Consider the following 25,993-nt stretch of genomic DNA (forward strand, 5'->3'; position numbering starts at 1 on the left):
TCCCCGCACGGTGCCCAGTCCAGCCCGGTGGAATTGCCCGGCCGGGTCCGGCCGGTCAGCGTTACATTGCGCCACCCGCGTCACACGGGTGGCGCCGCGCGCCCGTCGTCAGGGGTTGTCGCCGCGCTTGACCCGCGGCTTCGGCACCCGCATCCGGCGCGGCTGGGTGGCCCGGGAGAAGGCGTACCAGCCGGTGCCGAGCCCGCGGATGTCCTCCTCCGGGAACTTCTCGCGGGCCCTGCGCAGCACCTGGTAGCCGAGCAGCGTGCCCTCGACGACCATCACCGCCAGCATCAGGAACGTGAACAGCGTGACGTACTGTTGGATGACCGGGTTCTGGATCAGCGCGGCGACCAGCACCAGCGCCGCCAGCGGCAGGAACAGCCCGATCACGTGCGGGCGGGAGTCGACGATGTCGCGCACGTAGGCGCGGACCTTGCCGCGGTCGCGGGGGAGCAGCACCCGGTCGTCGCCCGCGTCCATCCGGCGGCGGCGCTCCGCGGCCTTGGCCCGGCGGTCCTCCCTGGACGGGCGGTTGGCCTTGGCCAGCTTCGCGGCCTCGCGCTGGGTGCGCGGCGGGGGCGGGGCCAGCCCGCGGCGCTTGCCCTCGGCATCGCGGCGCTTGGGCGTCGCGCGGCCCTTGCCGGGTGTGGTGTGCGGGCGGGACCGGCCGTCCGTGCCCTCGTCCCCGGCGGCCTCGGCGCCCTCGGCGACCGGGGAGTCGACCGCGGTCTGCCCGGCCTGGTCGGAGCTGTCGGAACGGCGCAGGAACCTCACACCTCTCACAATACGGGCCCGGGCTAGCCTCGCCCGCATGCGGATCGTGGTTGCCCCGGACTCCTTCGGCGGGACGCTGAGTGCGCGCGAGGCGGCGGAGGCGATCGCCGAGGGCTGGCGGAGATCGGTACCGGCGGCGGACCTGCGGCTGGTCCCGCTGGCCGACGGCGGGACCGGTTTCGTCGAGGTGCTGCACACCGCGCTCGGCGGCACCGTGCACGAGCTGGAGGTGACCGGCCCGCTCGGCGACCCGGTCCCGGGTTCCTGGCTGCAGGTCGGCGACACCGGCTACCTGGAGTGCGCCTCGGCGTGCGGGCTGCACCACGTGGCCCGGGCGGACCGGGTGCCCGCGGTCGCCCGGACCGCCACCACCTACGGCGTCGGCGAGCTGCTCGCCGACGCCCGCGACCGCGGCGTCCGGACGGCGGTCGTCGGGCTCGGCGGGTCCGCCACCACCGACGGCGGCGCCGGGATGCTCGCCGCGCTCGGCGCCGCGCCGGTCGACACCGACGGCCTCGCGCTGCCCCCGGGCGGCGCCGCGCTGGCCCTCTGCGACCGCCTCGACGGCCGCCCCGACCTGGGCGGGATGCAGCTCGTCGCGGCCTCCGACGTGGACAACCCGCTGCTCGGCGAGCACGGCGCCGCCGCGGTGTTCGGGCCGCAGAAGGGCGCCGACGCGGCCACCGTCGCCGAGCTGGACGCCGCGCTGGGCGTGTTCGCCGGGGTGCTGGCCGGGACGGCCGGGCGCGACATCCGCGACGACGCCGCGGGCGGTGCCGCCGGCGGGCTCGGTGCGGCGCTGCTCGCGCTCGGCGCACGCGTCGAGTCCGGGGCCGGCCTGGTCCGGCGGCTGGTCGGGCTGGACGCCGAGCTGGACGCCGCCGCCGGGGCGGGCGGCCTGGCCGTCACCGGCGAGGGCAGCTTCGACTGGCAGTCGCTGCGCGGGAAGCTGATCACCGCGGTCGCCCGCGGCGCGGCGGACCGGGGGATCCCGTGCGTGGTGCTGGCCGGCCAGGTCAGCGTCGGGCGCCGGGAGGCCGGTGCGGCAGGCGTCGACGCGGCGCACGGCGTCGCCGACGAGCTCGGGCTGGACGCCTCGATGGCCGACCCGGCCGGGACGCTGGCCGAGCTCGCGTCCCGGGTCGCGCCGCAGTGGAACCGGTGACCGGGCGGGGCACGGTGACGGCCGCCACGTCCGCCGTCGCCGAACGGGGGGTTCGCCACCGGGCTGGAGTCCCACCCGGCGTCGTAGTATTGACCTGAGGAAGAGCACCGCCGGGGAACACGGCGGACCCGCACGTTGTTGGGAGAGCCATGACCGTCGAGAACGCAGTGAACGCCGGAAACGCCGCCACCGCGGAAGAGACCCACGGTGTGGAGCTCACGGAGTCCGCCGCCGTGAAGGCGCGCACCCTGCTCGAGCAGGAGGGGCGCGACGACATGCACCTGCGCATCGCCGTGCAGCCGGGTGGCTGTGCCGGGCTGCGCTACCAGCTCTTCTTCGACGACCGCTCGCTCGACGGCGACCTGTTCCGGGACTTCCAGGGCCTGAAGGTGGGCGTCGACCGGATGAGCGCGCCGTACCTGCAGGGCGCCACGATCGACTTCGTCGACACCATCGAGAAGCAGGGCTTCACCATCGACAACCCGAACGCCGGTGGCTCCTGCGCCTGCGGCGACAGCTTCAACTGAGGTCTGCGTCACCGGCGTACTGCCTGGTGAAAGGCACATCCGGGCCCCGTCAAGATCGCTTCGATCATGACGGGGCCCGGCTGCGTGACGTAGGGTCCCCTGCGTGCCTATTGCCGTGACGGGATCGATCGCCTCCGACAACCTGATGCACTTCCCGGGGAAGTTCTCCGAGCAGATCCTCGCCGAGCAGCTGGACCGGATCTCGGTCAGCTTCCTGGTCGACGACCTGACGGTCCGCCGGGGCGGGGTGGCCGGGAACATCGCCTTCGCGCTGGGTGTGCTGGGCCAGAGCCCGGTGCTCATCGGGGCGGTCGGAGCCGACTTCGCCGAGTACAGGAAGGTGCTGGAGGACCTGGGCGTGGACACGTCCGGCGTCTCCACCCACGACGACGTGCACACCGCGCGGTTCGTCTGCACCACCGACGACGACATGCGCCAGATCGCCTCCTTCTACACCGGCGCGATGGCCAAGTCGAAGGAGATCGAGCTGGCCCCGATCGCCGAGCGGGTCGGCGGGTTCGACCTGGTGCTGATCGGCGCCAGCGACCCGGAGGCGATGGTCCGGCACACCGACGAGTGCCGGGACCGTGGCTATCCGTTCCTCGCCGACCCCTCGCAGCAGCTCGCCCGGATGGAGGGCCCCGAGGTGCGCCGGCTCGTCGAGGGCGCCACCTACCTGGTCACCAACGACTACGAGTTCGAGCTGCTGATGAAGAAGACCGGCTGGACCGCCGAGGACGTCGGCGCGAAGGTCGGCACCCGGATCACCACCTTCGGCGAGAAGGGCGCGGTGATCGTCGAGTCCGGCGGCACCGAGACCTGGATCGACGTCGTCCCGCCGACCGAGCAGGTCGACCCGACCGGGGTCGGCGACGCCTGGCGCGCCGGGTTCCTCACCGCCGTCGCCGGCGGTCTGCCGCTGGAGCGCTCGGCGCAGCTGGGCGCGCTGATCGCGACCTACGTCCTGGAGTCCGACGGCCCGCAGGAGTGGACCTGGGACCGGGACGCGGCGCTGACCCGGCTGCGCGACACGTTCGGCGATCTCGCCGCCGACGAGCTCCGGGCCGTGCTGCCCGCCTGACCGTCCGCTCCCGTGACACCCCGGCCGGCGCCCGCGACCCGCGGACGCCGGCCGGTCCGCTGTCCGGGCCCGGTGCGGTCCGGTGCGGTGTGGCTGCCCGGCCCGGTGCGGTCCGGCGCGGCGTGGCTGCCCGGTGCGGGGACGGCGGCCGGGTGACCGCGGTCGCCGCGCTGCGCCGCGAGTACCTGCGCCTCGGCGTCGGCGAGCTCGCCGCCGCAGCGGTGTTCGCGGCGGTCGCGGTCCCGGTGGCCGGGCGCCTCGCGACCGGCCCGGCGCTGGCGGCCGCGCTCGCCGGGCTGCTCGCGGTGCTGCTGCACGCCGGGACGTACTGGCTGCTCGCCCGCCGGCGGATCCCCGGGGGCCGGATGCGGCCCCGGGAGGCGGCAGCACACCGCGCGGTCCGCGCGACCAGCGCGCTGCTGCTCGTGCTCGGCCTCGCCGGGATCGCGCTGTGGTGGCCGCCGGGCCCGGGGGCGGCGCTGCTGTGCCTGGCGGTGTGGCTGTTCGGCGTCGCCGAGTACGTCAACTACCACCTGGTGCGGCTGGCCCACCCGCCGCACCGGTGGCTCGACGGGATCCGCCGCTGCAGGTCGCCGCGCCTGCGCCGCGACCTGCAGCGGGTCAGATCTTGACCGGGTAGGTGGGCGTCGGGACGTCCGGCACGATCCGGCGCTCGACGAAGATGCCGTGCCAGATCAGGAACACCAGCACCGCCCAGATCCGCCGGGAGTGGTCCACCGGACCCTCCCGGTGCGCGTCCAGCATGCGGTGCACGGCCTGCAGGTCGATCAGGTGCCCGGCACCGGAGTTCTGCAGGATGTCCCGCGCCCAGGCGTACATCTCGTCGCGCAGCCAGTGCCGGATCGGCACCGGGAAGCCCAGCTTCGGCCGGTTCAGCACGTGCGGCGGGATGATCCCCTCGCAGGCCCGGCGCAGCGCGTACTTCGTCGTGCCGTTCGAGCCGTGGGTGATCTTCTGCGACTGCGGCAGCGACGACGCGATGTCGAACACCTCGGGATCGAGGAACGGCACCCGCAGCTCCAGCGAGTGCGCCATCGTCATCTTGTCGGCCTTGACCAGGATGTCGCCGCGCAGCCAGGTGAACAGGTCCACGTGCTGCATCCGGGCGACCGGGTCCCAGTCGTGGCTGGCGAAGTAGTGCGGCGCCGTGACGTCCTGGTGCGACACCCGCGGGTCGTAGCCGCGCAGCACCTCGTGCAGCTGGTCGTCGCGGAAGATCCGCGCGTTGCCGTAGTAGCGCTGCTCCAGGCTCAGCGAGCCGCGGCGCAGCAGGTCCTTGCCGCGCATGCCCTCCGGCATCCGCCGCGACGCCCGGCGCATGATCGGCCGCAGCGTGCCGGGGACCTTCTCGAACGGCGCCAGCGACAGCGGCTCGCGGTAGATCGAGTACCCGCCGAACAGCTCGTCGGCGCCCTCGCCGGACAGCACGACCTTGACGTGCTCGCGGGCCTCCCGCGCGATGAACCACAGCGGGACCAGCGCCGGATCGGCCACCGGGTCGTCGAGGTACCAGATGATGAGCGGCAGCGACTCCATCATCTCGTCCGGCTTGACCGTCCGGACCACGTGCCGGACGCCGATCGCGGCGGCCGACTCCGCGGCCACGTCGACCTCGGAGTAGCCCTCGCGCTCGAACCCGGTGGTGAACGTGATCAGGTTCGGGTTGTGCTCCTTGGCGAGCGCCGCGATCGCGGTCGAGTCGATGCCGCCGGAGAGGAACGCGCCGACGGTCACGTCCGCGCGCATGTGCTTGGCCACCGAGTCGCGCAGCACGTCGGCGATCTCGCCGTGCACGATCGCCTCGGCCTCGGCGCTCGCCGGGGCGTGGCTGGGCAGCGAGATGAACTTCGGCGCGAAGTAGCGCTGGTGCAGCGGCTCCTCGCCGGGGCGGACGGTCACGTGCGTGCCGGACTCCACCCGGGAGATCATCCGGTGCAGCGACATCGGCTCCGGCACGTACTGCAGGGTCAGGTAGTGCTGCAGCGCGGCGGGCTCCAGGTCCAGCCCGATGCCCAGCTCACCGGCCAGCGCGAGCAGCGACTTCTTCTCGCTGGCGAAGGCGGTGCCGGTCGCAGTCGTCGCCAGGAACAGCGGCTTGATGCCGAACGGATCGCGGGCGAGGAACATCTCGCGCTCGACGGCGTCCCAGATGGCGAACGCGAACATCCCGCGCAGCCGCTGCACGGCGTCCGGGCCCCAGTAGTGGAACGCGGCCACGATGACCTCGCCATCGCCCTCGGTGGCGAACGCGGCATCGTAGGTCTCGATCAGCTCCTCACGGAGCTCGAGGTAGTTGTAGATCTCGCCGTTGAAGACGATCGTGTACCGGGTGTCCTCGCCGGGCACCGGCCCCCAGTGCAGGGGCTGGTGTGAGTGGTCGACGTCGATGATGGACAGCCGATTGAACCCCAGCACGAGATCGTGGTCGTTCCACGTCGCGCTCTCGTCGGGGCCGCGATGCCGCGCACAGCGCAGCGCGTCGGCGATCGGCTCGACCCGGTTGGCGGCGTCCGCCCCGGCGGTCAGCAGTCCCAGCAGTCCGCACACGAAAGTCAGTATGACGAGTCATCCGGACGCGTCGTGCGCGCCCCGGGGCGAAGCGGTCTTCTTCCTGCGAGACTGCCTGATTCCGCCCGCCCGGGTGATCCCGCGCAACGACCCCGGAGGACGCGCGGCGGGCGGCCTTCGTCTAGTCTCTACGCGAGGTCGAAGACGGTGCTCCATTCGAGTGCGGCGGAGCCCGTCGCGGCCGTTCCCGTGGTGACGGCAAGGCAGGAAAGAACGTGCTGGCAGTGCGGCTGACGCAGGAGACGACAGGAAGGCGGCGCGCAGTGGCCCGAACGGAAGGCCGCTCCCGGATCGCCCGGGCGGCGAAGGTCGGCCTGCTGGGTGTGCTGGTGGCGCCGGTGCTGTCCGGCTGCTCGGTGGAGGAGGTCATCCGGTTCGGATGGCCGGTCGGGGTCACCCCCGAGGCCGAGGCCATGCGGAACCTCTGGACCTGGTCCGCGATCGCCGCGCTCGTCGTCGGCGTCATCACGTGGGGCGTCATGTTCTGGGCGATGATCTTCCACCGGAAGCGCAAGGACGACGACGGCTCGCTGCCGCGCCAGACGCAGTACAACCTGCCGGTCGAGCTGGTCTTCACCGCCATCCCGACGGTCATCGTCGCGGTGCTGTTCGGCTTCACCATGAACGTGCAGAACTACGTCGTCAAGGACGAGGCCACCGCCGGCGGCCCGGCCGACGTCCGCGTCGACATCGTCGGATTCCAGTGGAACTGGGAGTTCTCCTACCCCGACGAGGTCGGCCCGGACGGGCGGCCGGTGAGCACGCTGGGCACCAGCGACGTCATCCCGATCATGGTGCTGCCGACCGACCGCTCGATCGAGTTCACCCAGCGCTCGCCCGACGTGATCCACTCGTTCTGGGTGCCGGAGTTCCTGTTCAAGCGCGACGTCTTCCCGTTCCCGGAGCGCAACGACCAGGACAACACCTACGTGATCGACAACATCGACACCGAGGGTGCGTTCGTCGGCCGGTGCGCCGAGCTCTGCGGCACCTACCACTCGCAGATGAACTTCGAGGTGCGCGCGCTGCAGCCCGCCCTCTACGACCAGTACATCCAGCTCCGCAAGGAGACGAACCCGGTCACCGGCCGGCCGTACAACGCCGGTGAGGCGCTGCAGGAGCTGAACTGCGGCGAGTGGTGCGCCCCCGAGGCGATCACGACGACGCCGTTCCCGACCGACCGTGGCCAGCTGGCCGCGCAGGCCACGGGCTGAGGGGAGAACGACTCATGAAGATCGAGTCCCGGATCTTCGAGATCTGCACCGGGTTCTTCGTCATCGCCGCGCTGGTGTACATGTTCCTCACCCAGGAGGTCGTGGGCACGACGGCGCTCTGGCTGACCGCCGGCCTGTCGCTGATCATCGGCACCTACTTCCGGTTCGTCTCGCGCCGGCTGGAGGAGCGCCCCGAGGACAACCCGGAGGCCGAGATCTCCGACGGCGCAGGCGACGTCGGCTTCTTCTCCCCGGGCAGCTACTGGCCGCTGGGCATCGCGGCCGCCGCGGCGCTGACCGCTATCGGGCTCGCCTTCTGGTACCCCTGGCTGGTCACCGTCGGCGCGACCCTGGTCCTGATCGCGGTGGGTGGGCTCGTCTTCGAGTACCACCGGGGTGTCGCACACCACTGATCCCGTTCCACCGAACGCCCCGCCCGGCACCCCCTGGCGGGGCGTTCGTCGTTCCGCGGCCCGGCCCGCGGGGCGGCGCGGTCCGGGGCGGCGCGGCCGCCGTTCGCACGGGTTCGTGGCGTTCGCACGGGATCCGATCCCGTGCGAACGTGATGATCCCGTGCGGATGTGGCGATCCCGTGCGGACGTGGGTGTGGCCCCCGCGCGCGCGGTGGTTCGCCGCGCTGGTGGAGTCGCCGCGCGTCGCGGCCCGCGGCGCGGAGGCGCGCCGCTCCTCGACCTGCGTCGCCTCGACCTGCGCCGCCCCGACCTGCGCCGCCCGGCCCCGCCCCGCGCCGCTCCGAGGCCCCGCTCTGCGGGCCCGGCCGGGTCAGGCCCGGGCGGCCTTCCCCAGCGCGTCCCGGGCGATGATCACCTGCTGGATCTGGCTGGTGCCCTCGTAGATCCGGAACAGCCGGGCGTCGCGGAAGAACCGCTCGACGGCGACCCCGCGCATGTACCCCGCACCACCGTGCACCTGGACCGCCCGGTCGGCGACCCGCCCCACCATCTCCGAGCAGAAGTACTTCGCCGTGGCGGGGCCGGAGACCTTGTCGGATCCGTCGTCGAAGCTGCGGGCCGCGTCGAGGACCAGGCCACGGCCGGCCCGGGCGTCGGTCACCGAGTCCGCGACGAGGCCCTGGACCAGCTGGAACCGGGCGATCGGCCGGCCGCCCTGCTCCCGGGTGCGCGCGAACTCGACGGTCTCGTGGACCAGCCGGTCGGCCATCCCGACGCACACCGCGGCGATGTGCAGCCGGCCGTGCGCCAGGCAGCGGGCGGCGGTGAGGAAGCCGCTGTCGATCCCGTCGGTGCCGCCGACGACCGCGTCGAACGGGACCCGGACGTCGTCGAGATGGACGTCGGCGGTCCAGGCCCCGAACTGGCCCATCTTGTGGTCCTTCGGCCCGACCGTCAGGCCCGGGGTGTCGCGCGGCACCAGGAAGGTCGAGATGCCGCGGTTGCCGGGGGCGTCCGGGTCGGTCCGGGCGAACACCATGATCACGTCGGCGACCGGGGCGTTGGTGATGTAGCGCTTCGAGCCGTTGAGCACCCAGGAGCCGCCGTCCCGGACGGCGCGGGTGGTCAGCGACGAGGGGTCGGACCCGGCGTCGGCCTCGGTCAGCCCGAACGACGCGGTCACCTCACCCGAGGCCAGCCGCGGCAGCCACCGCTGCTTCTGCTCGTCGGTGCCGCCCTCCAGCAGGACGTGCCCGGCGATGCCGTTGTTGGTGCCGAACAGCGAGCGCAGCGCGGGTGTCGTCCAGCCGAGCTCGAAGGCCATCCGGACCTCCTCCGACGCGCTTAGCCCCAGGCCGCCGTACTGCTCGGGGATGGTGAACCCGTAGAGCCCCATCTCCTTGCACTGGGCGACGATCCACGCGGGGACCTCGTCCTCGGCATCGATCGTCTCCTCCAGCGGCACCACCTCGGTGCGGATGAAGTCGCGAACCGAGTCCAGCACGTCCTGCAGGTCGGAGGGGTCCACCGGAAGATCCTCGCTCTCACGTCGGCGCCGTCGCGCGCCCAGCTCATCACGTCACACCCGGCATCGCGAGCGCATCGCCGCGCGCCGCCTATTCTCGACGCGCACCACCCGAACCGGAGGGGGCCGCGATGCCCGAGACCACCCGCGCGCCGGGGGACGACCCGGCGGCCGCCGGTGACCCGGTGGCCGGGCCGGAGCGGGTGCCCCCGGGCGGTCCGCTCGATCCGCACCTGGTCCGGGCGGCGGACGGCCGGGGCATCGGCGGGATGCGCGAGCACGTGTTCCGGGACGGTCCGCTGCACCTGCCGCAGGCGATGCACTGGCCGTCCGGCTGGCCCGGCCGGACCCGGCTCGGCGCACAGATGGCGTACCTGCTGGCAGGGCTCCCGCTGGCCGTGGTCAGCGGGCTGGTGGTGATCATCGGGCTGGTGCTCGGCGCCGGGACGTTCGTCATCTGGATCGGGATCCCGATCACCGTCGGCACGCTGGCCGCGGCCCGCGGCTTCGCCGAGCTGGAGCGCCGCGCCACCGAGGCGGCCACCGGGCTGCCGCTGCCACCGCACCACTACCGGCCCAACCGCGGCCGTCGGCTGATGGGCCGGCTGTTCCGCGCGCTGGTCGACCCGCAGAGCTGGCGGGACGTCGCGCACGCGGTCATCGCGCTGCCGGTCCGCGCGGTGACCGCGGCCGTCGCGCTGGTCTGGTCGGTGGTCGGCCTGGGCGGGCTGCTCTACGTGTTCTGGCAGTGGTCGATCCCGCGCGGCAGCGAGGACTGGACCCTGTTCCGGTCGGTGACCGGGGTGCACTCCGGCGTCGGGGACATCGCGCTGAACACCGGCCTCGGCGTGCTGCTGCTGGTCACCCTGCCGACCGTGGTGCGCTGGCTGACCGACGTGCGCGCCCTGCTGGCCCGCGGCCTGCTGACCAACCAGACCGCGGCACTGCGCGCGCGGGCGCAGGCGCTGGCCTCCGGCCGGCGGGCGGCGGTCGCCGCGGAGGCGCAGACGCTGCGCCGGCTGGAGCGGGACATCCACGACGGGCCGCAGCAGCGGCTGGTCCGGCTCGGCATGGATCTCGAGTCGGCGGTGCGGCGGCTCGACGACGATCCCGAACGCGCCCGGCCGCTGCTGCACGAGGCCCTCGAGCAGACCCGCGAGGCGCTGTCCGAGCTGCGCGCGCTGTCCCGCGGCATCGCCCCACCGATCCTCGCCGACCGCGGCCTGGGCCCGGCGCTGGCCGCCGCGGCCGGCCGCTGCCCGGTGCCGGTGGACCTCGACGTCGAGCTGGACCCGGGCGCCCGGTTGCCGGCACTCGTCGAGAACACGGCGTACTTCGTGGTGTCCGAGGCGCTGACCAACATCGCCAAGCACGCCGGTGCCTCCGCGGTCACGGTGACCGTCACCGTCGACGACACGGTCCTGCGGGTGGTGGTCCGCGACGACGGCCGCGGCGGCGCCCACCCGGGCAAGGGGCACGGGCTGGCCGGTCTCGCCGACCGGCTGGAGATCGTCGAGGGCAGCCTGGACGTGCACAGCCCGCCGGGCGGGCCGACGGTGCTCACCGCCGAGGTCCCGGTCGCCGGGCTGGGGGAGGGGTGAGCGCTCCGCGGCGCACCGGCGAGGATGCACGCATGACGATGCGCGTTGTCCTCGCCGAGGACTCGATGCTCCTGCGGGAGGGGCTGGTCCGGCTGCTGGAGGAGGCGGGTGCGACGGTGCTCGCCGCGGTCGGCGACGGGGCCGCGCTGGTCGAGGTGGTGGCCGAGCACCGCCCGGAGGTGGCGGTGGTGGACGTGCGGATGCCGCCGTCGTTCACCGACGAGGGGCTGCGCGCGGCGCTGGAGATCCGCAGGCAGTACCCGGAGATCGGGATCCTGGTGCTCTCCCAGTACGTGGAGGAGTCCTACGCCACCGACCTGCTGGAGGCCGGCGGCGGCGTCGGCTACCTGCTCAAGGACCGGGTGTCCAAGCTCGCCGACCTGTCCGACGCGCTCACCCGGGTCGCCGCCGGCGGCACCGTGCTCGATCCGGAGGTGGTGTCGGCGCTGCTCACCCGGCGCCGCCGCCGCGACCCGCTGGCGGAGCTGTCGCCGCGCGAGCGCGAGGTGCTGGAGCTGATGGCGCAGGGCCGCACCAACACCGCCATCGGACGGCTGATGGTGATCACCCAGGGGGCCGTCGAGAAGCACATCTCGTCGATCTTCACCAAGCTCGGGCTGCCGCCGTCGTCGGACGACCACCGGCGGGTGATGGCGGTGCTGACCTGGCTGGAGGGGTGAGGCGGACCAGCCGGTGAACCGCCCGGTGACGCTCGCCCGGTCGATCAGGCGCTGCAGCTCGGCAGCGTGGGTGGCGACCCGCGCGTGGTAGTTCGGGGTTGCCGGGCCCGGGTCGGGGCCCCAGGCGTTCACCCCCGCCGGCCGGCCGCCGCCGACGACCGGTGCTCCACTGTCGGTCCGCCGGATCCACCCGCCACCCGTAGAAGACGACCGGCCGCGCCGGGGTGGCGCCACCGGTCGTGTCGAGCGGCAGCGTCGGCTGTGCCAACGGCTCGGCGAGGAGCACCGTCCCGGGGTCGGGTGCCGCAGCCACCGGGCCGGACAGCCCGCCGAGGATCGGGTTCCCGTCGGACGCACCGGGCACCTCCCACAGGTCGGCCGCCGGGATCTCCACACCGTCGCGGGTCCGCAGATCGGTCCGAACGGCGATCACCGTCAGGTCGCCGGCTCCCGGTTCATCACACAGTGCGACGCCGTGACGACGACCGACGGCGCGACCAGCGTTCCCACGCAGTGCTTGACCGGAGGGTCGGCGGCGGACGCGAGCGCCACCACCCACGGCGCCCGCTCGGTGCTGACGGCACCGTGCCCCGGCACCGGTGGCGGCTCGGCCCGCGGCCGGTAGTTCCGTGCCACGAACCCGGCGAGCAGCACGAGCACGGCGAGCAGCGGGTAGGGCCATCGTCGGCTCCGCGAGGTCACCGAGCCGTGGTAGCGGACTCAGTGGACCGCGCGCAGGTCCAGGTCGAGTGTGGACGGCCCGTCCGGGGTCACGACGACCGGGATGCCCCAGTCCTGCTGGTAGCGGTGGCAGGCGGCGAACGTGGCGGAGGTGCCGTCCGGCGCGGCGTCGCAGGCCGCGGCGGCGACCGCGACCTGCAGCACCCCGGACCCGACCGCCGGATCGAGCTCGAGGGTCCGGACGAGGCCGGTCGCGGTGCCGGCGCCGGCGCGCAGCAGCCCGGGCGGGTCGGCGGCCACGGTCAGCGACGTCGGGTCGCCGAACCGGTCGTCGAGGTGCTGACCGGCGGGTGGGGTGAACCCGATCCGCAGGCTGACGCCGGCGGCGAGCGGCGTCGGGACCCGGCGCACCCGGTGCGCGTCCCCGGCGACCGGCGACCCGGCGGGAATCGGCAGCCGGACCAGCCGGTGCGCCGCCGACTCGACGACGACCAGGGTGTCGCCGTCGACCAGCAGGTCCGACGGCTCGGCGAGGCCGTCGGCGAGGGTGCTGACGGTGCCGCGGTCCGGATCGAAGCGGCGTACGGCGCCGTTGTAGGTGTCGGCGACGGCGACCGAGCCGTCGGGCAGCACGGTGACGCCGAGCGGGTGCTGCAGCAGCGCCTCGGCGGCCGGCCCGTCCCGGTGCCCGAAGTCGAACAGGCCCAGCCCGACGGCGGTGCCCACCTGCGGCCCGGTGACCGGCTCGGCCGACACCCGGCGCAGCGCCGACACTTCGGAGTCGGCGACCCACAGCGTGCCGTCCGGCCCGGTGGCGAGCCCGCTCGGCTGGGCCAGGACCGCCTCGTCGAACGCGCCGTCGCGCAGGCCCTCGTTGGTGGTGCCGGCGAGCACGGTCGCGGCCCCGGTGCCAGGGTCGACGATCCACAGCTGGTGCGAACCGGCCATCGCGACGACCACCCGGCCGTCGTCCCACAGCGCGAGGTCCCACGGCGACGACAGCTGTGCGGCGCCCGATCCGGGCGGGATCCGCTCGCGCAGCTGCTCGCCGGTCCCGGCGAGCGTGGAGACGGTGCCCGCGGCCAGCGACAGCGACCGGACGGCGTGGTTCACGGTGTCGGCGACCAGCACGGTGTCGCCGTCGGGCAGCACGAGCAGCCCCTGCGGCTCGGCGAACCGCGCGTCCGCGGCCGGTCCGTCGCGCAGCCCGCGGGTCCCTTCGCCGAACCGGCGCCGCTCGGTGACCAGGTCGTCGGCCAGCTCGACGAGCTGGTGGTGCGCGCTGTCGGACACCAGGAACCCGCCGTCCGGGAGCCGGGTCACCTTCCCGGGGAAGCGCAGCGCCGTGGCCGGGGCGGGCGGCGGCAGGTACGGGCCGTCGCCGCGGCGCAGCCGGTCGCCGTGCTCGGCGATCAGCTCCCGGACCAGGGCGGCCAGGCCGGGGCCGTGCCCCTCACCGGCCATCCGGGCGACGACGAACCCCTCCGGATCGACGACGGCCAGCGTCGGCCAGGCGCGGGCGGCGTAGGCGTCCCAGGTGGTCAGCTCCGGATCGTCGAGCACCGGATGGGCCACGCCGTAGCGTTCGACCGCCGCCTCGACGGCCGCCGGATCGGCCTCGTGCAGGAACTTCGGCGAGTGCACGCCGATCACGGTGAGCACGTCGCCGAACTCGTGCTCGACGGCGCGCAGCTCGTCGAGCGCGTGCAGGCAGTTGACGCAGCAGAAGGTCCAGAAGTCCAGCACGACGATCCGGCCGCGGAGCCCGGCCAGGGTCAGCTCCCGGCCGCCGGTGTTCAGCCACCGCCGCCCGCGCAGCTCCGGCGCGCGTACCCGCATCCGCTCGGTCACGATCACGACAACGCCGGTGCGGCGCGCGTGTTCCGCGTCCCGGGGCCGGTGGCATGATCTCGGCGTGCCGGACGACTCGGATGCCGCCCTGCTGTTCGTCGACCGCGGCCTGGTCCGGGCCGAGCAGGGCCCGCCGGACCGGGCGGCGCAGCATCGCGCCGTCGCGCTGGCCGGATGGACCCGACGGCTGCGGTTCGCGGTGCCGGTGGTCGCCGTGGCGGCGGTGCTCGGTGCGTTCCTCGGCACCGGCCCGGCGCTCGCCGGGGCGGCGCTGGTGCTGCTGACGCTGGTGGGGTTGCTGCTGGTGGCGCGGCGGGCGCAGGTCGCGCACGCGGTCGCCGGGCTGCCGGTGCCGATCGAGAACGTCGCCGAGGTCGCGAAGGCGATGCGTGCGGTCGGCGCGATGACCCGGGTGCTCGCCACCGACCGCCGGTGGCGCCGCTCGGACTCGGCGGGGGAGGCGACCGGGGTGCTGCGGACCTGGTCCCGGGGCGCGGACGCGCTGCGCGGAGCCTGGGTGCGCGACGACGTCGTCGGGTGGATCGAGACCGCCCGCGAGCTCGCCGCGACCCGGTCGCGGGCCGAGGCGGTCACCCGGGCCCTGGACCCGCCCGCCGACGAGGAGCGGTCCCCGGAGGGCTGACCCGCCCGGCCGGGCCGGCGAGGAGTCAGACCTCCGCGGCCCGGCGCGCCGTCACCGCGGCCAGCACCGCCACCCCGGCGAACGCCAGCCCGGCCCCCAGCGCCCAGCCGGCGAGCACGTCGGACAGCCAGTGCACGCCCAGGTAGATCCGGGTGATCCCGACCGCCACCACCCACAGCACCGCGAACCCGGCGAGCAGCGCGCGGCCCCGGGCCGCGCACCGCGGCCACAGCACGAGCACCAGCACGGTCCAGGCGGCGGCCGCCATCGCCGCGTGCCCGGACGGCAGCGACTCGTTCGCCACCGCCATCACCTGCAGTTCCTCCGGCGGCCGGGGCCGGTCCAGGACCCGCTTGAGCGCGGTGAACACGACGCTGGTCAGCAGCGGGACGAGCGCCACGCACAGCCCCTCGGCCCGGAACCCCCGCCAGGCCAGCGCGCCGCCCACCACCAGCGCGAGGCCCGCGCTCGCGGCGGTGTTGCCGATCTCGGTCACGACCAGCGCGGTCGCGGTCGCCGCCGGCCGCCGCTCGTCGGCCAGCCCGACCGCGGTGCCGACGTCCCGGCCGGCCAGCGCGCCGGAGCTCACGACGGCCATCAGCGCCACCGCCGCCGCGAGCAGGACCAGCGCGACGATCGCGAGCCGGCGGACGTCGCGGGCCGGGGCGGCCGGGCTCACCGCCCGCGCCACGCCCGGTACTGGCCGATCAGCGCGGCGGTGGACGGGTCCAGGCCGGCCTCCTGCGCCGACGGCGGCTCGGCCGCGGACAGCGCGGGCCCGAACTGCCTGGCCATCACCTTCCCGAGTTCCACACCCCACTGGTCGAAGGAGTCGATGCCCCAGATCGTGCCCTCGACGAACGTGACGTGCTCGTAGAACGCGATCAGCTGGCCGAGCACGGCCGGGGTCAGCTTCTCGGCGAGGATCGTCGAGGTCGGCCGGTTGCCGGGCATCACCTTGTGCGGCACCACGTCGGCCGGGGTGCCCTCGGCGGCGATCTCCGCGGCGGTCCTGCCGAACGCCAGCGCCGCGGTCTGCGCGAACAGGTTCGCCATGAACAGGTCGTGCATGTCCCCGGAGCCGCTGTCCCCCGGGTCGCTGTCCTCGCCGGGGAGCGCGTGGTGCGGCTGCGCGAAGCCGATGAAGTCGGCGGGCACGATCCGGGTGCCCTGGTGCAGCAGCTGGTAGAACGCGTGCTGGCCGTTGGTGCCGGGCTCGCCCCAGAAGATCTCGCCGGTGACGGTGCTGACCGGGGTGCCGTCGCCGCGGACGGACTTGCCGTTGGACTCCATCGTCAGCTGCTGCAGGTAGGCGGGCAGCCGGTGCAGGTACTGGCTGTAGGGGAGCACCGCGCGGGTCTCGGCGCCGAAGAAGTTCGTGTACCAGATGCCGAGCATCCCGGCGATGACCGGCAGGTTCTCCTCCGGCGGGGTGGTCCGGAAGTGCACGTCCATGGCGTGCATCCCGGCCAGGAACCCGGCGAAGTGCTCCTTGCCGATGGCGCACATCAGGGACAGCCCGATCGCGGAGTCCAGCGAGTACCGGCCACCGACCCAGTCCCAGAAGCCGAACATGTTGTCGGTGGAGATGCCGAACCCGGCGACCTTCTCGGCGTTGGTGGACACCGCGACGAAGTGCTGGGCGATCGCCTTCCCGTCGTCGGTGCCGAGCCCGTCGAGCAGCCAGGACCGGGCGTTGCGCGCGTTGGTCAGCGTCTCCTGGGTGGTGAACGTCTTGGACGACACCACGAACAGCGTGGTCGCCGGGTCCAGCCCGGTCAGCGCCTCGGTCAGGTCGGTCGGGTCGATGTTGGACACGAAGCGGCACTCGAGGTCGCGCCGGGCGTAGTCGCGCAGCGCCTCGTAGGCCATCACCGGGCCGAGATCGGAGCCGCCGATGCCGATGTTGACGACGGTGCGGATCGGCTTGCCGGTGAACCCGGTCCATGCGCCGGACCGGACCGCGTCGGTGAACTCGCCCATCCGGTCGAGCACCGCGTGCACGTCGGCGACGACGTCCTGGCCGTCGACGACCAGCGTCGCGTCCCGGGGGAGCCGCAGGGCGGTGTGCAGCACGGCGCGGTTCTCCGAGGTGTTGACCCGCTCGCCGGTGAACATCGCCTCGGTGCGCTCGCGGAGCCCGGCGGCCCGGGCGAGCGCACCCAGCAGCCGGACCGTCTCCCGGGTGATCCGGTGCTTGGAGTAGTCGAGGAGCAGGTCGGCGCCGCGTGCGGTCAGCGCGGCGGCCCGGCCCGGGTCGTCGGCGAACAACGCCCGCAGGTGGCGGGGCTCGACCTCCGCCGCGTGCTCGGTCAGCGCGGTCCACTCCGGAGTGGCGGTGATGTCGATGCTCGTGTCGGACACGGGTCCATCATTCCGCAGCGCGGATCGGGCAGCGCGCCGACACGAGCGCGAGCCGCGGTATCGGACGGTGCCGAAGGACGGTGCTGTCGGACGGTGCTGTCGGACGGGGGTACCGGCGACGGTCCGCACAGGTCCGGTCGCGCTGGGCCGCCCGGGGGTACCGCCCGTCGCGGACGGCGCCGTCCGCGACGGGCGGTACCGCACGGGCGACCGGCTGCCGGGTGCCGGAAACGGTCCGTGATGCCGTCCCAAGTTACCCGTGAGTACTGGGGCAGACGGGTGACCGGCCGCCGACACTGTGCACGTTCCGTGCCTGTGACCAGCGGCGATGCGGAACCGCCCGGGCCGCTCGGCGGCGTCCGGACCGGTCGTGGCGCCGAATCGCCCGGTCGTGGCGGGCGCCGCACGACGAGGTGTGAGTGCAACGACACTCGTCGCGCGATGCGGTCGGCTCGTCGCGCAGAGTCGCTGGACCGGGTGGCGCAAGGCGGTTGATCTCCTAGGCTCTTGTGCATTCAGTGATCACCGTGTCACCCGACGTGATCATGTCCGCACCCTGGAGGCACCGTGTACCGCTCCCTGACCGGCACCCCGCGCGACGTCGTCCTGCTCGTCGGCCGTGTCCTGCTCGCCTACATCCTGGTGATGCACGCCTGGATGAAGGTCGACGCCGGCCTGTTCGACACGGCAGCGGTGTTCAGCAAGTTCGGCATCCCACTGGCCATCGCGGCGGCCTCGTTCACGATCGTCGTCGAGCTGGTGCTGTCCGCCTCGCTGCTGCTCGGCCTGCGGATGGTCGTGCCGTCGGCGCTGATGGTGTTCGTGATGGCGGGCGCGATCTACTTCGTGCACGGCCAGCACGGCCTGTTCATGGCCGACAACGGCTGGGCGCTGGTCGGCGTGATCATCTGCGGGCTGCTCGCCTTCATGGTCTCCGGCCCGGGCCGGTTCAGCGCGGACGAGCTGCTCGCGAAGCACGCCGAGCGCCGGATCGAGCAGACCCAGGCCATCCCGCGGCAGACCGTCTCGGTCTGAGCACACCGGACCTCCCGGCCCGTCCGCGCACCCCGACGCCGGACGGGCCGGTGAACCACCACCCGCCCGCACCCCGACGCCACGGGGTGCGGGCGGTCGCGCATCTGGATCGCGACCGCCCGGCGCGCCGCACTACCCTCGCGCCGTGTCCTCCCCACCGGCCCCGCCCGAGCGGGGCCTGCGTCATGTCACGGCGATCCGCTACGTGCTCCCGCTGCGCGAGGGCGGATCGCTGCCCGGCCTGATGGAGGCCGACGATCTCGGCAGCTACGCGGTCAAGTTCACCGGCGCGGGCCAGGGCCGGGCGGTGCTGGTCAACGAGATCGTCGCGGGGGAGCTGGCCCGCGCGCTCGGCCTGCCGGTCCCGGAGATCGCCACGATCACCGTCGACGGCGGCCTCGGCCGCTCCGAGCCGGACCAGGAGGTCCAGGAGCTGCTCCGGCGCTCCGCCGGGCTGAACCTGGCGATCGACTTCCTGCCCGGGGCGCTCGACCTGGACCCGCTGGCGTTCGACGTCGGCCCCGGGTTCGCCGGGCGGGTGCTGTGGTTCGACGCGCTGGTCGGCAACGTCGACCGGTCCTGGCGGAACTCGAACATGCTGCTGTGGCACCGCAGCCCGTACCTGATCGACCACGGCGCGACGCTGACCTTCGCCCACGACTGGGGCTCGGTGGCCCGGTTCCCGGCCCGGCCGTTCGACGCGGGCGACCACGTGCTGCTCGGCGCGCACCCGGACCTGGCCGCCGCCGACACCGCACTCGCCCCGCTGGTCACCGCCGAGCTGCTCGACGGCGTGCTGGCGCTGGTGCCCGACGAGTGGCTGGACGGCACCGACGGGTTCGGCTCGCCGGACGCGGTCCGGGCCGGCTACCGCGGCGCCCTGCTCGACCGGGTCGCGCAGCGCTCCGCCTGGCTGCCGGGGGTGGCCGGGACGGTCGCGGCCGGCCGGCCGCGACCGGTGCAGCGGGAGCCCCGGCACCCGTCGTGGCTGCGGATCGGCGGGGCCGGCCGGTGAGCGGTCCGGTCGGCTACGAGTACGCGCTGCTGCGGGTGGTCCCGCGGATCGAGCGCGGCGAGACGATGAACGCCGGGGTACTGCTGTACTGCCGCCCGCACGACGCCCTGGTGGTCCGGGTCGAGCTGGACCGGGCCCGGCTCGCCGCGCTGGACCCGCACTGCGACGCCGACGCCGCCGACGACCTGCTCGCGACGATCGCGGCGGTCGCCTCGGTCCCGGAGCCGCCGCGCTCGGACCGGCACGCCACCGGCGCGCTCGCCGCCCGCGGCCCGGGTGCGGGGGAGGACATCGGGCGCCGGTTCCGCAGGCTGACGACGGCGCGCAGCACCATCGTCGCCCCCGGCCCGGTGCACGCCGGCCTCACCACGGATCCGGCCGCGGAGGCCGACCGGCTGCTCGACCGGCTGGTCCGCCCGCCGGGCCCGCCGCGCGGCTGACCCGGCCGTCCTCGCCGAGATGCAGCTCAGCGGGCCGCGCAGCGCTGGCCGGCCCGCTGAGCTGCATCTCGGCGGAGTGGGGCCACGATCGGTGCGAGTCCCGCGGGTTGCCGGTACGGCTGGTTCCACGTTGCCGGGTCGCGGCGTAACGTGCCGGGCACGCCGGGTGATCACGCGTGCTCCGCACGGATGCGTCACACTCCTCGTGCGATCCACCCGCCCGATCCACAGACCAGCGCGACACCCGGGGGAGACGACGATGTCCGAGGACGACCGGACCCGTGAGATGAGCCGGGATCCCCACCCCCCGCGCCGGCCGGCCGTGCAGGCGGGCCGGCTGTGGGCCGGCGGCGTCGCGACCGCGGTGATCGCCGCGCTGATCGCGATGGTCGGGTTCCTGATCGTGCGGGTGCTGCTGCAGATCCCGTACCTGGCGCCGATCGAGGGCGACATCATCGGCGGCTGGGACGGCGCCGTCCAGCTCGCGATCGCCGCCGCGCTGGCCGCGCTGGCGGCGACCGGGCTCGCCCAGCTGCTGCTGGTCGCGGTGCCCAGCCCGATGGCGTACTTCGGCTGGATCGCGGGCCTGCTCACCGCGGTGGCCACGGTCTACCCCCTGGCGTTCTCCACCGAGCCGCTCACCGTCCGGATCGCCACCGGCGTCATCCACCTGGTGATCGGCATGGCGATCATCAGCCTGGTCACGACGACCGTGACCAGCGCGTCCACCCGGATCTGAGCCGGCTCAGGCGACCGGCTCCTGCACGTCGCTGCGGGCCTCGCCGAGCCGGACCGGCAGGCTGCGGTAGCCGCGCAGCACCCGGGTCCCGCGCAGCTCCGCCGGCCCGTCGGAGCGCAGGTCCGGATAGCGGTCGAACAGGGCCCGCAGGCCGACCTCGCCCTCCATCTTGGCCAGCGCGGCGCCCAGGCAGTAGTGGATGCCCTGGCTGAACGCGACGTGCCGGTCGGCGTTCTCCCGGCCGACGTCGAACCGCCCGGGATCGGTGAACACCGCCGGATCCCGGTTGGCCCCGCCGAGCTGGGTCAGCACCAGCGCACCCCGCTTGACCGGGAAGCCGCACACCTCGGTGTCCCGGGCGGCGACCCGGCCGGTGCGCTGCACCGGGGAGTCGAAGCGCAGGATCTCGTCGACGGCGTTCGGCCAGAGCGACGGATCGGCGCGCAGCCGCTCCAGCTGGTCGGGATGGGCCAGCAGCAGCCGGGTGCCGTTGCCGATCAGGTTGACGGTGGTCTCGAACCCGGCGGCGAGCAGCAGCAGCGCCAGCGACACCAGCTCGTCGTGGGTGAGCCGGCCCTCCTCCTCGTCGTAGGCCTGGACCAGCGAGGACAGGATGCTGTCGTTCGGGTTGCGGCGCAGGTCCTCGAAGTGGCCGGCCATCCAGTCGGCCAGCGCGTCGATGTCCCGCTCCGAGCGCCGGAACATCGGGTAGGTGAGGCCCATGTCGAGCGAGTAGGCGCCGCCCTCGCCCCAGCGCAGGAAGTCCTCGCGCATGGACAGCGGCGCACCGAGCATCTCGGCGATCACGGTGGCCGGCAGCAGCGAGGCGTACTGCGCCACGACATCGGCCCGCCGGTGCGTGCCGGAGCGGGCCCGGCCGGACTCCATGTCGTCGAGCAGCCCGGCCGCGACCTCCTCGGTGCGGCCGCGCAGCCGGGTGATCGCCTTGGCGCTGAACGAGCGGGTGACCAGCTTGCGGATCCGATTGTGGTCCGGCGGGTCGATCGCGAGCAGCGACGGCGGCTCGGCCGGTCCCAGCGGCCAGCTCCCACCGGCCCGCAGCGCCGCCTTGAGCAGCCCGGGTGCGTTCTCCGGCATCCGCAGGCCGACGCAGAAGTCGGGGCTGCGCAGCACCTCGGTGGTGATCTCGTGGTCGACGGTGGTCCAGCTCAGCGCCGAGCGCACCAGGCGGCCCTGCGACCGCAGGGCCTCGTAGTGCGGGTACGGGTCGCGCACCGCGTCCGGCTCGATGATCATCCGGGCGCCCAGGTCACCCCTGGCGGCCTGCCGGGACACCTCCCGTCGCACCGCCCCGTGCCGCAGCACCCACCGGACCCAGCGCCGCGCCCCGCGTGATCCCGCCATGCCGACCTCCCGCGTCGTGTCCTCGTCGTCGATCTCGGGACCGACGCTACCGGCAGTAAGCTACTCGCGGTAAGGAACTTTTCCGCCGGCCCGGTCCGATCCGGGCCGGCCCGGCGGGTACTACTGGTGAGGTGTCCGCCCCGGATGGCCCGCGCCTGCTCGCGGTGAGCGACCTGCACGTCCGTCACGCCGAGAACCGGACGATCGCCGACACGCTCGCCCCGGCGCACCCGGACGACTGGCTGATCGTCGCGGGCGACGTCGACGAGCGCATCGAGGGCGTCGCCGGCACCCTGGCCGCGCTGCGCGAGCGGTTCGCCACGGTGCTCTGGACGCCCGGCAACCACGAGCTCTGGACCCGGGCCAGGAACGCCCGCGCCGAGGAGGTCGAGCAGCTCGCCGGCGTCGCCCGCTACGACGAGCTGGTCCGCCGCTGCCGCGAGATCGGTGTGCACACCCCGGAGGACGCGTACCCGGTGTGGGACGGGCCGGGCGGGCCGGCCGTCGTCGCACCGCTGTTCGTGCCCTACGACTACTCGTTCCTACCGGCCGGCACGTCCACCTCGGCCGAGGGGCTGGCCGCCGCGTACGCGGCCGGGGTGGTGTGCACCGACGAGCACCTGATGTACCCGGACCCGTACCCGACCCGGGAGGCGTGGAGCGTCGCCCGGGTGGCGACCACGACGGCCCGGCTCGACGGGCTCGACGAGGACCTCCCGACCGTGCTGGTCAACCACTGGCCGCTGGTCCGCGAGCCCTGCAACGTGCTGCACCATCCCGAGTTCGCGCTGTGGTGCGGCACCACGGCGACCGCCGACTGGCACCGGCGCTACCGGGCGAAGGCCGTCGTGCACGGGCACCTGCACATCCCGCGGACGGTGACCGTCGACGGCGTCCCGTTCGTCGAGGTCTCGCTCGGCTACCCGCGCGAGTGGCGGCGCCACTCCGAGCGGGTCGGCGGCCACTTCCCGGACCTGTTGCCGCGCATCGTGTTACCTTCGTCATAATAAGGTAAGGCTTACCTCATCTACGCTCGGGTCGTCGACCCCGAGGAGAACGATGAACGCGCTGCGCGTCGCGGTGGTGGGTGCCGGCCCGGCCGGGATCTACGCCGCCGACACCCTGATCAAGTCCGACGCCGAGGTGGCGGTGGACCTGTTCGAAAAGCTCCCCGCGCCGTTCGGCCTGGTGCGCTACGGCGTCGCCCCGGACCATCCGCGGATCAAGCAGATCGTCAACGCCCTGCACCGGGTGCTGGACAACCCGGCCGTGCGGCTGTTCGGCAACGTCCACTACGGCACCGATCTCACCCTGGACGACCTGCGCGAGCACTACGACGCGGTGATCGTCGCGACCGGCTGCGAGCGCGACCGCGACCTGGACGTCCCCGGCATCGACCTGCTCGGCAGCCACGGCGCCGCCGAGTTCGTCCGGTGGTACGACGGCCATCCCGACGTCGGTCGCGAGTGGACCCTCGACGCGTCGTCGGTCGCCGTGATCGGCGCCGGGAACGTCGCGCTCGACGTCGCCCGGGTGCTCGCCAAGTCCGCCGAGGACATGCTCTCCACCGAGATCCCGGACTCGGTGCACGCCGGTCTCGCCGTCAATCCGGCGACCGACGTGCACGTGTTCGCCCGGCGCGGTCTCGCGCAGGCCAAGTTCAGCCCGATGGAGCTGCGCGAGCTCGATCACGTGCCCGGCCTGGAGGTGGTCGTCGATCCGGAGGACGTCGAGTTCGACGACGGCTCGATGGCCGACATCCGCGCCACCAAGCACGTCCAGATGGTGGTGAAGGTCCTGCAGGACTGGGCGATCCGCGACCGCCGCGGCGATCCGCGCCGGGTGCACCTGCACTTCTTCGCGCGGCCGGACCGGGTGCTCGGCACCGACCGGGTGACCGGTCTGCGGGTCGAGCGCACCGAGTACACCGGCGACGGATCCGTGCGCGGGACCGGGGTGTACACCGAGTACCCGGTCGGTGCGGTCTACCGGGCCGTGGGCTACACCGGGTCCGAGCTCGCCGGGCTGCCGTTCGACGCCGCGCGCGGCGTCGTCCCGCACGAGGCCGGCCGGGTGGCCGGCCATCCGGGCGTCTACGCCGTCGGCTGGATCAAGCGCGGCCCGGTCGGGCTGATCGGGCACACCAAGGGCTGCGCCTCGGAGACCGTCGGCAGCCTGCTGGCCGACGCCGACGGCCTGCCCCGCGCCGCGCAGCGCGATCCGGAGGCGGTCGACGCGCTGCTGGCCGGGCGCGGCGTCCCGTTCACCACCTGGGACGGCTGGCTCACCCTGGACAAGCACGAGCGCGGTCTGGGCGAGGCCCGGGGCCGCGAGCGGATCAAGGTCATCCCGCGCGAGGAGATGACGGAGATCAGCCGGGCCGGCTGATCCCGGGCAGGACCACCCGGTGCGAGACCGGGCTCAGGGACGGGCGGTCGCGGAACCCCGCGGCCGCCCGTCCGGCCGTGCTCAGCGCTTGCGCTCACCGAACCGGCGGCGGAACTTCTCGACCTGCCCGGCGGCGTCGAGCACCCGGGTGTTGCCCGTCCAGAACGGGTGCGACGCCGCGGTGATGTCGACCCTGACCAGCGGGTAGGAGTTGCCGTCGGACCACTCGACGGTCTCCCGGGACGTCTCGGTGGACCGGGTCAGGAACCGGTCGCCGGTCGACATGTCCTGGTAGACGACCGGACCGTACGAGGGGTGGATGCCGGGCTTCACGGGGTTCCTCCTGCGTCGACGACTGCTACCGTGAACTCTAAACGACAATGGTTCCGGTTTGCAGGAGGTGTCCATGGACGGCTTCACGGTGGTCCGGTGCGGGTCCTGTGCGCACATGCCCTCCGGCTTCGACGACGACGGCGATTCCGGTCCCGGTCCCGGCCCCGGTGTCGGCGGGTGCGGTGGTGTCGGCGGCGGCGTCGTCGCGGCGCTGCCGGGGATCGACGAGGTGTTGTTCGAGGGCCTGCGCGCGGTGGTGCGGGACAGCCCGCACGGCATGCTCGTCACCGCCGGCTGCCGGCTCGGCCCCGCCGTCTGCGCCGGCCGCCGGCCGGGCCTGATGCTGCTCGTGCAGGGCTGCGTGCCGGACCGGAGCCGCGCGACGTCGCCGGTGGTCGCGGTCGGCCCGGTCCGCAGCACCCTCGACGTGCGGGTGGTGACCGGCTGGCTGCAGGGCGGCGGGGCGCCCGACCCGATGGCGCTGCCCGCCCGGCTGCGCTGCGCGATCAGCCCCGCCCCGGCCGGGCGGTAGCCGGACCAGCGGGCGCCCGTCGCCCCGGCCGGAGCGTCGCGCGGGGCGGCTCCGCCACCCGTGGTCGCACCCGGGTCGCCGCCCGGGTCGCCGCCCGGGGTCGCCGCCGCCCAGGCTGCCGCCCGTGGTCGCCGGCCGTGGTTGCCGCCCGTGGTCGCCGCCCCGGGTCCCCGCCCGTGGTCGCCGGCCGGGTCGCCGCCCAGGCTGCCGCCCGGGGCGTCGGCGGAGGGCGCCGATGCCGGATCAGCCGGTCCGGTACCCCGCCGCCTCCACCGCCCACTCGGTCCCGATCCGGCCGGTCGCGGCCGCCAGCTCGGCACCGAGCTCGGCGACCCGGTCCCGCCGGAACCGGACGGTCGGCATCGCGATCGCGACGGCGGCCGGGACCGCGCCGGGCGGACCGTCCACCGCCCGACCGATCGCGGTCACCCCGGACTCGGTCGCCTGCTCGTTCAGCGCGTAGCCGCGGCGCCGGCACCGGCGCAGCTCCCGCAGCAGCGCCTCGACGTCGACCGGGCCTGCCTCGGCCGCGTCCGGGCCGGCCAGCCGGGCCCGGACCTCGTCGTCGGGCAGGGTGGCGAGCGCGGCCTTCCCGCCGGACGCCAGATGCGCCGGGAGCACCCGGCCGGCCCGGTCGCCGACCCGCAGCACCTGGGTGCACTCCACGGTCGCGACGAACCGGGTCCGCTGCCCGACCGTCACGGTGACGCTGGTGGTCTCGCCGGTCCGCGCGGTCAGCTCGCGCAGGTGCGGCTCCGCGATACGGCGCAGGTCGGCGACCGGCTCGGGCGCCGACGGATGCCGCAGCGCGGGCCCGGCGAGGTAGCGGCGGTCGTCGTCCTGCTCGGCGAAGTCGCGGTAGACCAGCATCGCGAGCAGCCGGTGTGCGGTGGAGCGGGCCACGCCGAGATGCTCGGCGGCCTCCATGACGCGCAGCGGTCCCTCCTGCTTGAGCAGGGTCGCGAGGCGCAGGGCGTGGTCCACCGAGTCGATGCCGTACGCGGGCCGATTCTTCATGTCAGAATCTTATCGCCC

At 74.2% G+C, this 25,993-nt stretch carries 26 protein-coding genes; 16 read left to right on the forward strand and 10 right to left on the reverse strand.

All coding sequences use genetic code 11. The features are described from left to right. Nucleotides 1–108: 108 nt before the first annotated feature. Entirely contained in the window at nucleotides 109–777 is a 669-nt protein-coding gene (locus tag ACVJO7_RS20035) for a DUF3043 domain-containing protein (protein WP_491674145.1), read from the reverse strand. Nucleotides 778–814: 37 nt separating this feature from the next. Here ACVJO7_RS20035 and ACVJO7_RS20040 point away from each other — a divergent pair, with 37 nt between their 5' ends. The 4 genes from ACVJO7_RS20040 (at nucleotide 815) to ACVJO7_RS20055 (ending at nucleotide 4,182) form a co-directional block, all read left to right on the forward strand. Then, nucleotides 815–1,942 carry a glycerate kinase family protein gene (locus ACVJO7_RS20040; protein ID WP_344023407.1) on the forward strand — a complete coding sequence of 376 codons (1,128 nt, stop codon included), beginning with the start codon at nucleotides 815–817 and terminating at the stop codon, nucleotides 1,940–1,942. 149 nt (nucleotides 1,943–2,091) lie between these two features. Beyond that, nucleotides 2,092–2,469, forward strand: coding sequence for a HesB/IscA family protein (locus tag ACVJO7_RS20045; RefSeq protein WP_344023405.1), 378 nt, complete (start codon nucleotides 2,092–2,094; stop codon nucleotides 2,467–2,469). 145 nt (nucleotides 2,470–2,614) lie between these two features. Next, the gene (locus ACVJO7_RS20050; protein ID WP_344023449.1) at nucleotides 2,615–3,550 is read left to right on the forward strand and encodes a carbohydrate kinase family protein; all 936 of its coding nucleotides are present in this window, start codon (nucleotides 2,615–2,617) and stop codon (nucleotides 3,548–3,550) included. Nucleotides 3,551–3,672: 122 nt separating this feature from the next. Further along, entirely contained in the window at nucleotides 3,673–4,182 is a 510-nt protein-coding gene (locus tag ACVJO7_RS20055) for a hypothetical protein (protein ID WP_491674146.1), read from the forward strand. Here the strand turns inward: ACVJO7_RS20055 and asnB are convergent. Next, entirely contained in the window at nucleotides 4,172–6,118 is a 1,947-nt protein-coding gene (gene asnB, locus ACVJO7_RS20060; protein ID WP_344023400.1) for an asparagine synthase (glutamine-hydrolyzing), read from the reverse strand. The genes ACVJO7_RS20055 and asnB overlap by 11 nt on opposite strands. 284 nt (nucleotides 6,119–6,402) lie before the next feature. Here asnB and ctaC point away from each other — a divergent pair, with 284 nt between their 5' ends. Both ctaC and ACVJO7_RS20070 read left to right on the forward strand, forming a co-directional pair. After that, nucleotides 6,403–7,353, forward strand: a complete 951-nt coding sequence (gene ctaC, locus ACVJO7_RS20065) for an aa3-type cytochrome oxidase subunit II (RefSeq protein WP_491674147.1) — start codon at nucleotides 6,403–6,405, stop codon at nucleotides 7,351–7,353. Between the two features lie 14 nt (nucleotides 7,354–7,367). Continuing rightward, the gene (locus ACVJO7_RS20070; RefSeq protein ID WP_491674148.1) at nucleotides 7,368–7,766 is read left to right on the forward strand and encodes a cytochrome c oxidase subunit 4; all 399 of its coding nucleotides are present in this window, start codon (nucleotides 7,368–7,370) and stop codon (nucleotides 7,764–7,766) included. 370 nt (nucleotides 7,767–8,136) lie between these two features. Here the strand turns inward: ACVJO7_RS20070 and ACVJO7_RS20075 are convergent, their stop codons facing one another. Then, nucleotides 8,137–9,294 (reverse strand): acyl-CoA dehydrogenase family protein, encoded by a 1,158-nt coding sequence (locus tag ACVJO7_RS20075; RefSeq protein ID WP_491674149.1) that lies wholly within the window; start codon nucleotides 9,292–9,294, stop codon nucleotides 8,137–8,139. Between the two features lie 128 nt (nucleotides 9,295–9,422). On the opposite strand from ACVJO7_RS20075, the gene ACVJO7_RS20080 reads away from it, so the two are divergent. Next, nucleotides 9,423–10,892 (forward strand): sensor histidine kinase, encoded by a 1,470-nt coding sequence (locus tag ACVJO7_RS20080; RefSeq protein ID WP_491674150.1) that lies wholly within the window; start codon nucleotides 9,423–9,425, stop codon nucleotides 10,890–10,892. A gap of 38 nt (nucleotides 10,893–10,930) precedes the next feature. Further along, a complete protein-coding gene (locus ACVJO7_RS20085; RefSeq protein WP_344023447.1) occupies nucleotides 10,931–11,572 on the forward strand; it encodes a response regulator transcription factor in 642 nt (213 codons plus the stop codon). Nucleotides 11,573–12,007: 435 nt separating this feature from the next. On the opposite strand, the gene ACVJO7_RS20090 is transcribed toward ACVJO7_RS20085, so the two are convergent. After that, a complete protein-coding gene (locus tag ACVJO7_RS20090; protein ID WP_491674151.1) occupies nucleotides 12,008–12,274 on the reverse strand; it encodes a trypsin-like serine protease in 267 nt (88 codons plus the stop codon). Between the two features lie 18 nt (nucleotides 12,275–12,292). Beyond that, on the reverse strand, nucleotides 12,293–14,092 hold the full coding sequence (locus ACVJO7_RS20095) for an NHL domain-containing thioredoxin family protein (protein WP_491674190.1): 1,800 nt from the start codon (nucleotides 14,090–14,092) through the stop codon (nucleotides 12,293–12,295). Nucleotides 14,093–14,168: 76 nt separating this feature from the next. Here ACVJO7_RS20095 and ACVJO7_RS20100 point away from each other — a divergent pair, with 76 nt between their 5' ends. Further along, the gene (locus ACVJO7_RS20100; protein WP_491674152.1) at nucleotides 14,169–14,747 is read left to right on the forward strand and encodes a hypothetical protein; all 579 of its coding nucleotides are present in this window, start codon (nucleotides 14,169–14,171) and stop codon (nucleotides 14,745–14,747) included. Nucleotides 14,748–14,772: 25 nt separating this feature from the next. Here the strand turns inward: ACVJO7_RS20100 and ACVJO7_RS20105 are convergent, their stop codons facing one another. Both ACVJO7_RS20105 and pgi read right to left on the reverse strand, forming a co-directional pair. Next, nucleotides 14,773–15,438 carry a phosphatase PAP2 family protein gene (locus ACVJO7_RS20105; RefSeq protein WP_491674153.1) on the reverse strand — a complete coding sequence of 222 codons (666 nt, stop codon included), beginning with the start codon at nucleotides 15,436–15,438 and terminating at the stop codon, nucleotides 14,773–14,775. Then, nucleotides 15,423–17,111, reverse strand: a complete 1,689-nt coding sequence (gene pgi / locus ACVJO7_RS20110) for a glucose-6-phosphate isomerase (RefSeq protein WP_491674154.1) — start codon at nucleotides 17,109–17,111, stop codon at nucleotides 15,423–15,425. Before pgi ends, ACVJO7_RS20105 begins: the two co-directional genes overlap by 16 nt. A gap of 567 nt (nucleotides 17,112–17,678) precedes the next feature. On the opposite strand from pgi, the gene ACVJO7_RS20115 reads away from it, so the two are divergent. From ACVJO7_RS20115 to ACVJO7_RS20130, 4 genes are all read left to right on the forward strand, one after another. Continuing rightward, complete coding sequence (locus ACVJO7_RS20115) at nucleotides 17,679–18,146, forward strand: DoxX family protein (RefSeq protein ID WP_344023383.1); 468 nt, start codon at nucleotides 17,679–17,681, stop codon at nucleotides 18,144–18,146. A gap of 145 nt (nucleotides 18,147–18,291) precedes the next feature. Beyond that, nucleotides 18,292–19,161 carry a HipA family kinase gene (locus ACVJO7_RS20120; protein ID WP_491674155.1) on the forward strand — a complete coding sequence of 290 codons (870 nt, stop codon included), beginning with the start codon at nucleotides 18,292–18,294 and terminating at the stop codon, nucleotides 19,159–19,161. After that, nucleotides 19,158–19,601, forward strand: a complete 444-nt coding sequence (locus ACVJO7_RS20125) for a DUF3037 domain-containing protein (protein WP_491674156.1) — start codon at nucleotides 19,158–19,160, stop codon at nucleotides 19,599–19,601. Before ACVJO7_RS20120 ends, ACVJO7_RS20125 begins: the two co-directional genes overlap by 4 nt. Nucleotides 19,602–19,860: 259 nt before the next feature. Beyond that, the gene (locus ACVJO7_RS20130) at nucleotides 19,861–20,340 is read left to right on the forward strand and encodes a DUF6069 family protein (RefSeq protein WP_344023377.1); all 480 of its coding nucleotides are present in this window, start codon (nucleotides 19,861–19,863) and stop codon (nucleotides 20,338–20,340) included. Between the two features lie 6 nt (nucleotides 20,341–20,346). Here ACVJO7_RS20130 and ACVJO7_RS20135 read toward each other — a convergent pair whose 3' ends face one another. After that, nucleotides 20,347–21,705 (reverse strand): cytochrome P450, encoded by a 1,359-nt coding sequence (locus tag ACVJO7_RS20135; RefSeq protein ID WP_344023375.1) that lies wholly within the window; start codon nucleotides 21,703–21,705, stop codon nucleotides 20,347–20,349. Between the two features lie 131 nt (nucleotides 21,706–21,836). Here ACVJO7_RS20135 and ACVJO7_RS20140 point away from each other — a divergent pair, with 131 nt between their 5' ends. Next, nucleotides 21,837–22,712 (forward strand): metallophosphoesterase family protein, encoded by an 876-nt coding sequence (locus ACVJO7_RS20140; protein ID WP_491674157.1) that lies wholly within the window; start codon nucleotides 21,837–21,839, stop codon nucleotides 22,710–22,712. 52 nt (nucleotides 22,713–22,764) lie between these two features. Further along, on the forward strand, nucleotides 22,765–24,093 hold the full coding sequence (locus ACVJO7_RS20145; RefSeq protein WP_491674158.1) for an FAD-dependent oxidoreductase: 1,329 nt from the start codon (nucleotides 22,765–22,767) through the stop codon (nucleotides 24,091–24,093). An 81-nt stretch (nucleotides 24,094–24,174) separates the two neighbouring features. Here ACVJO7_RS20145 and ACVJO7_RS20150 read toward each other — a convergent pair whose 3' ends face one another. Beyond that, complete coding sequence (locus ACVJO7_RS20150) at nucleotides 24,175–24,426, reverse strand: type B 50S ribosomal protein L31 (protein ID WP_358488672.1); 252 nt, start codon at nucleotides 24,424–24,426, stop codon at nucleotides 24,175–24,177. Between the two features lie 73 nt (nucleotides 24,427–24,499). On the opposite strand from ACVJO7_RS20150, the gene ACVJO7_RS20155 reads away from it, so the two are divergent. Next, entirely contained in the window at nucleotides 24,500–24,958 is a 459-nt protein-coding gene (locus ACVJO7_RS20155) for a hypothetical protein (protein ID WP_491674159.1), read from the forward strand. A gap of 243 nt (nucleotides 24,959–25,201) precedes the next feature. Here ACVJO7_RS20155 and ACVJO7_RS20160 read toward each other — a convergent pair whose 3' ends face one another. Beyond that, nucleotides 25,202–25,975, reverse strand: coding sequence for an IclR family transcriptional regulator (locus ACVJO7_RS20160; RefSeq protein ID WP_491674160.1), 774 nt, complete (start codon nucleotides 25,973–25,975; stop codon nucleotides 25,202–25,204). Between the last annotated feature and the right edge of the window lie 18 nt (nucleotides 25,976–25,993).

It is taken from the genome of Pseudonocardia sp. DxW (assembly GCF_058448985.1).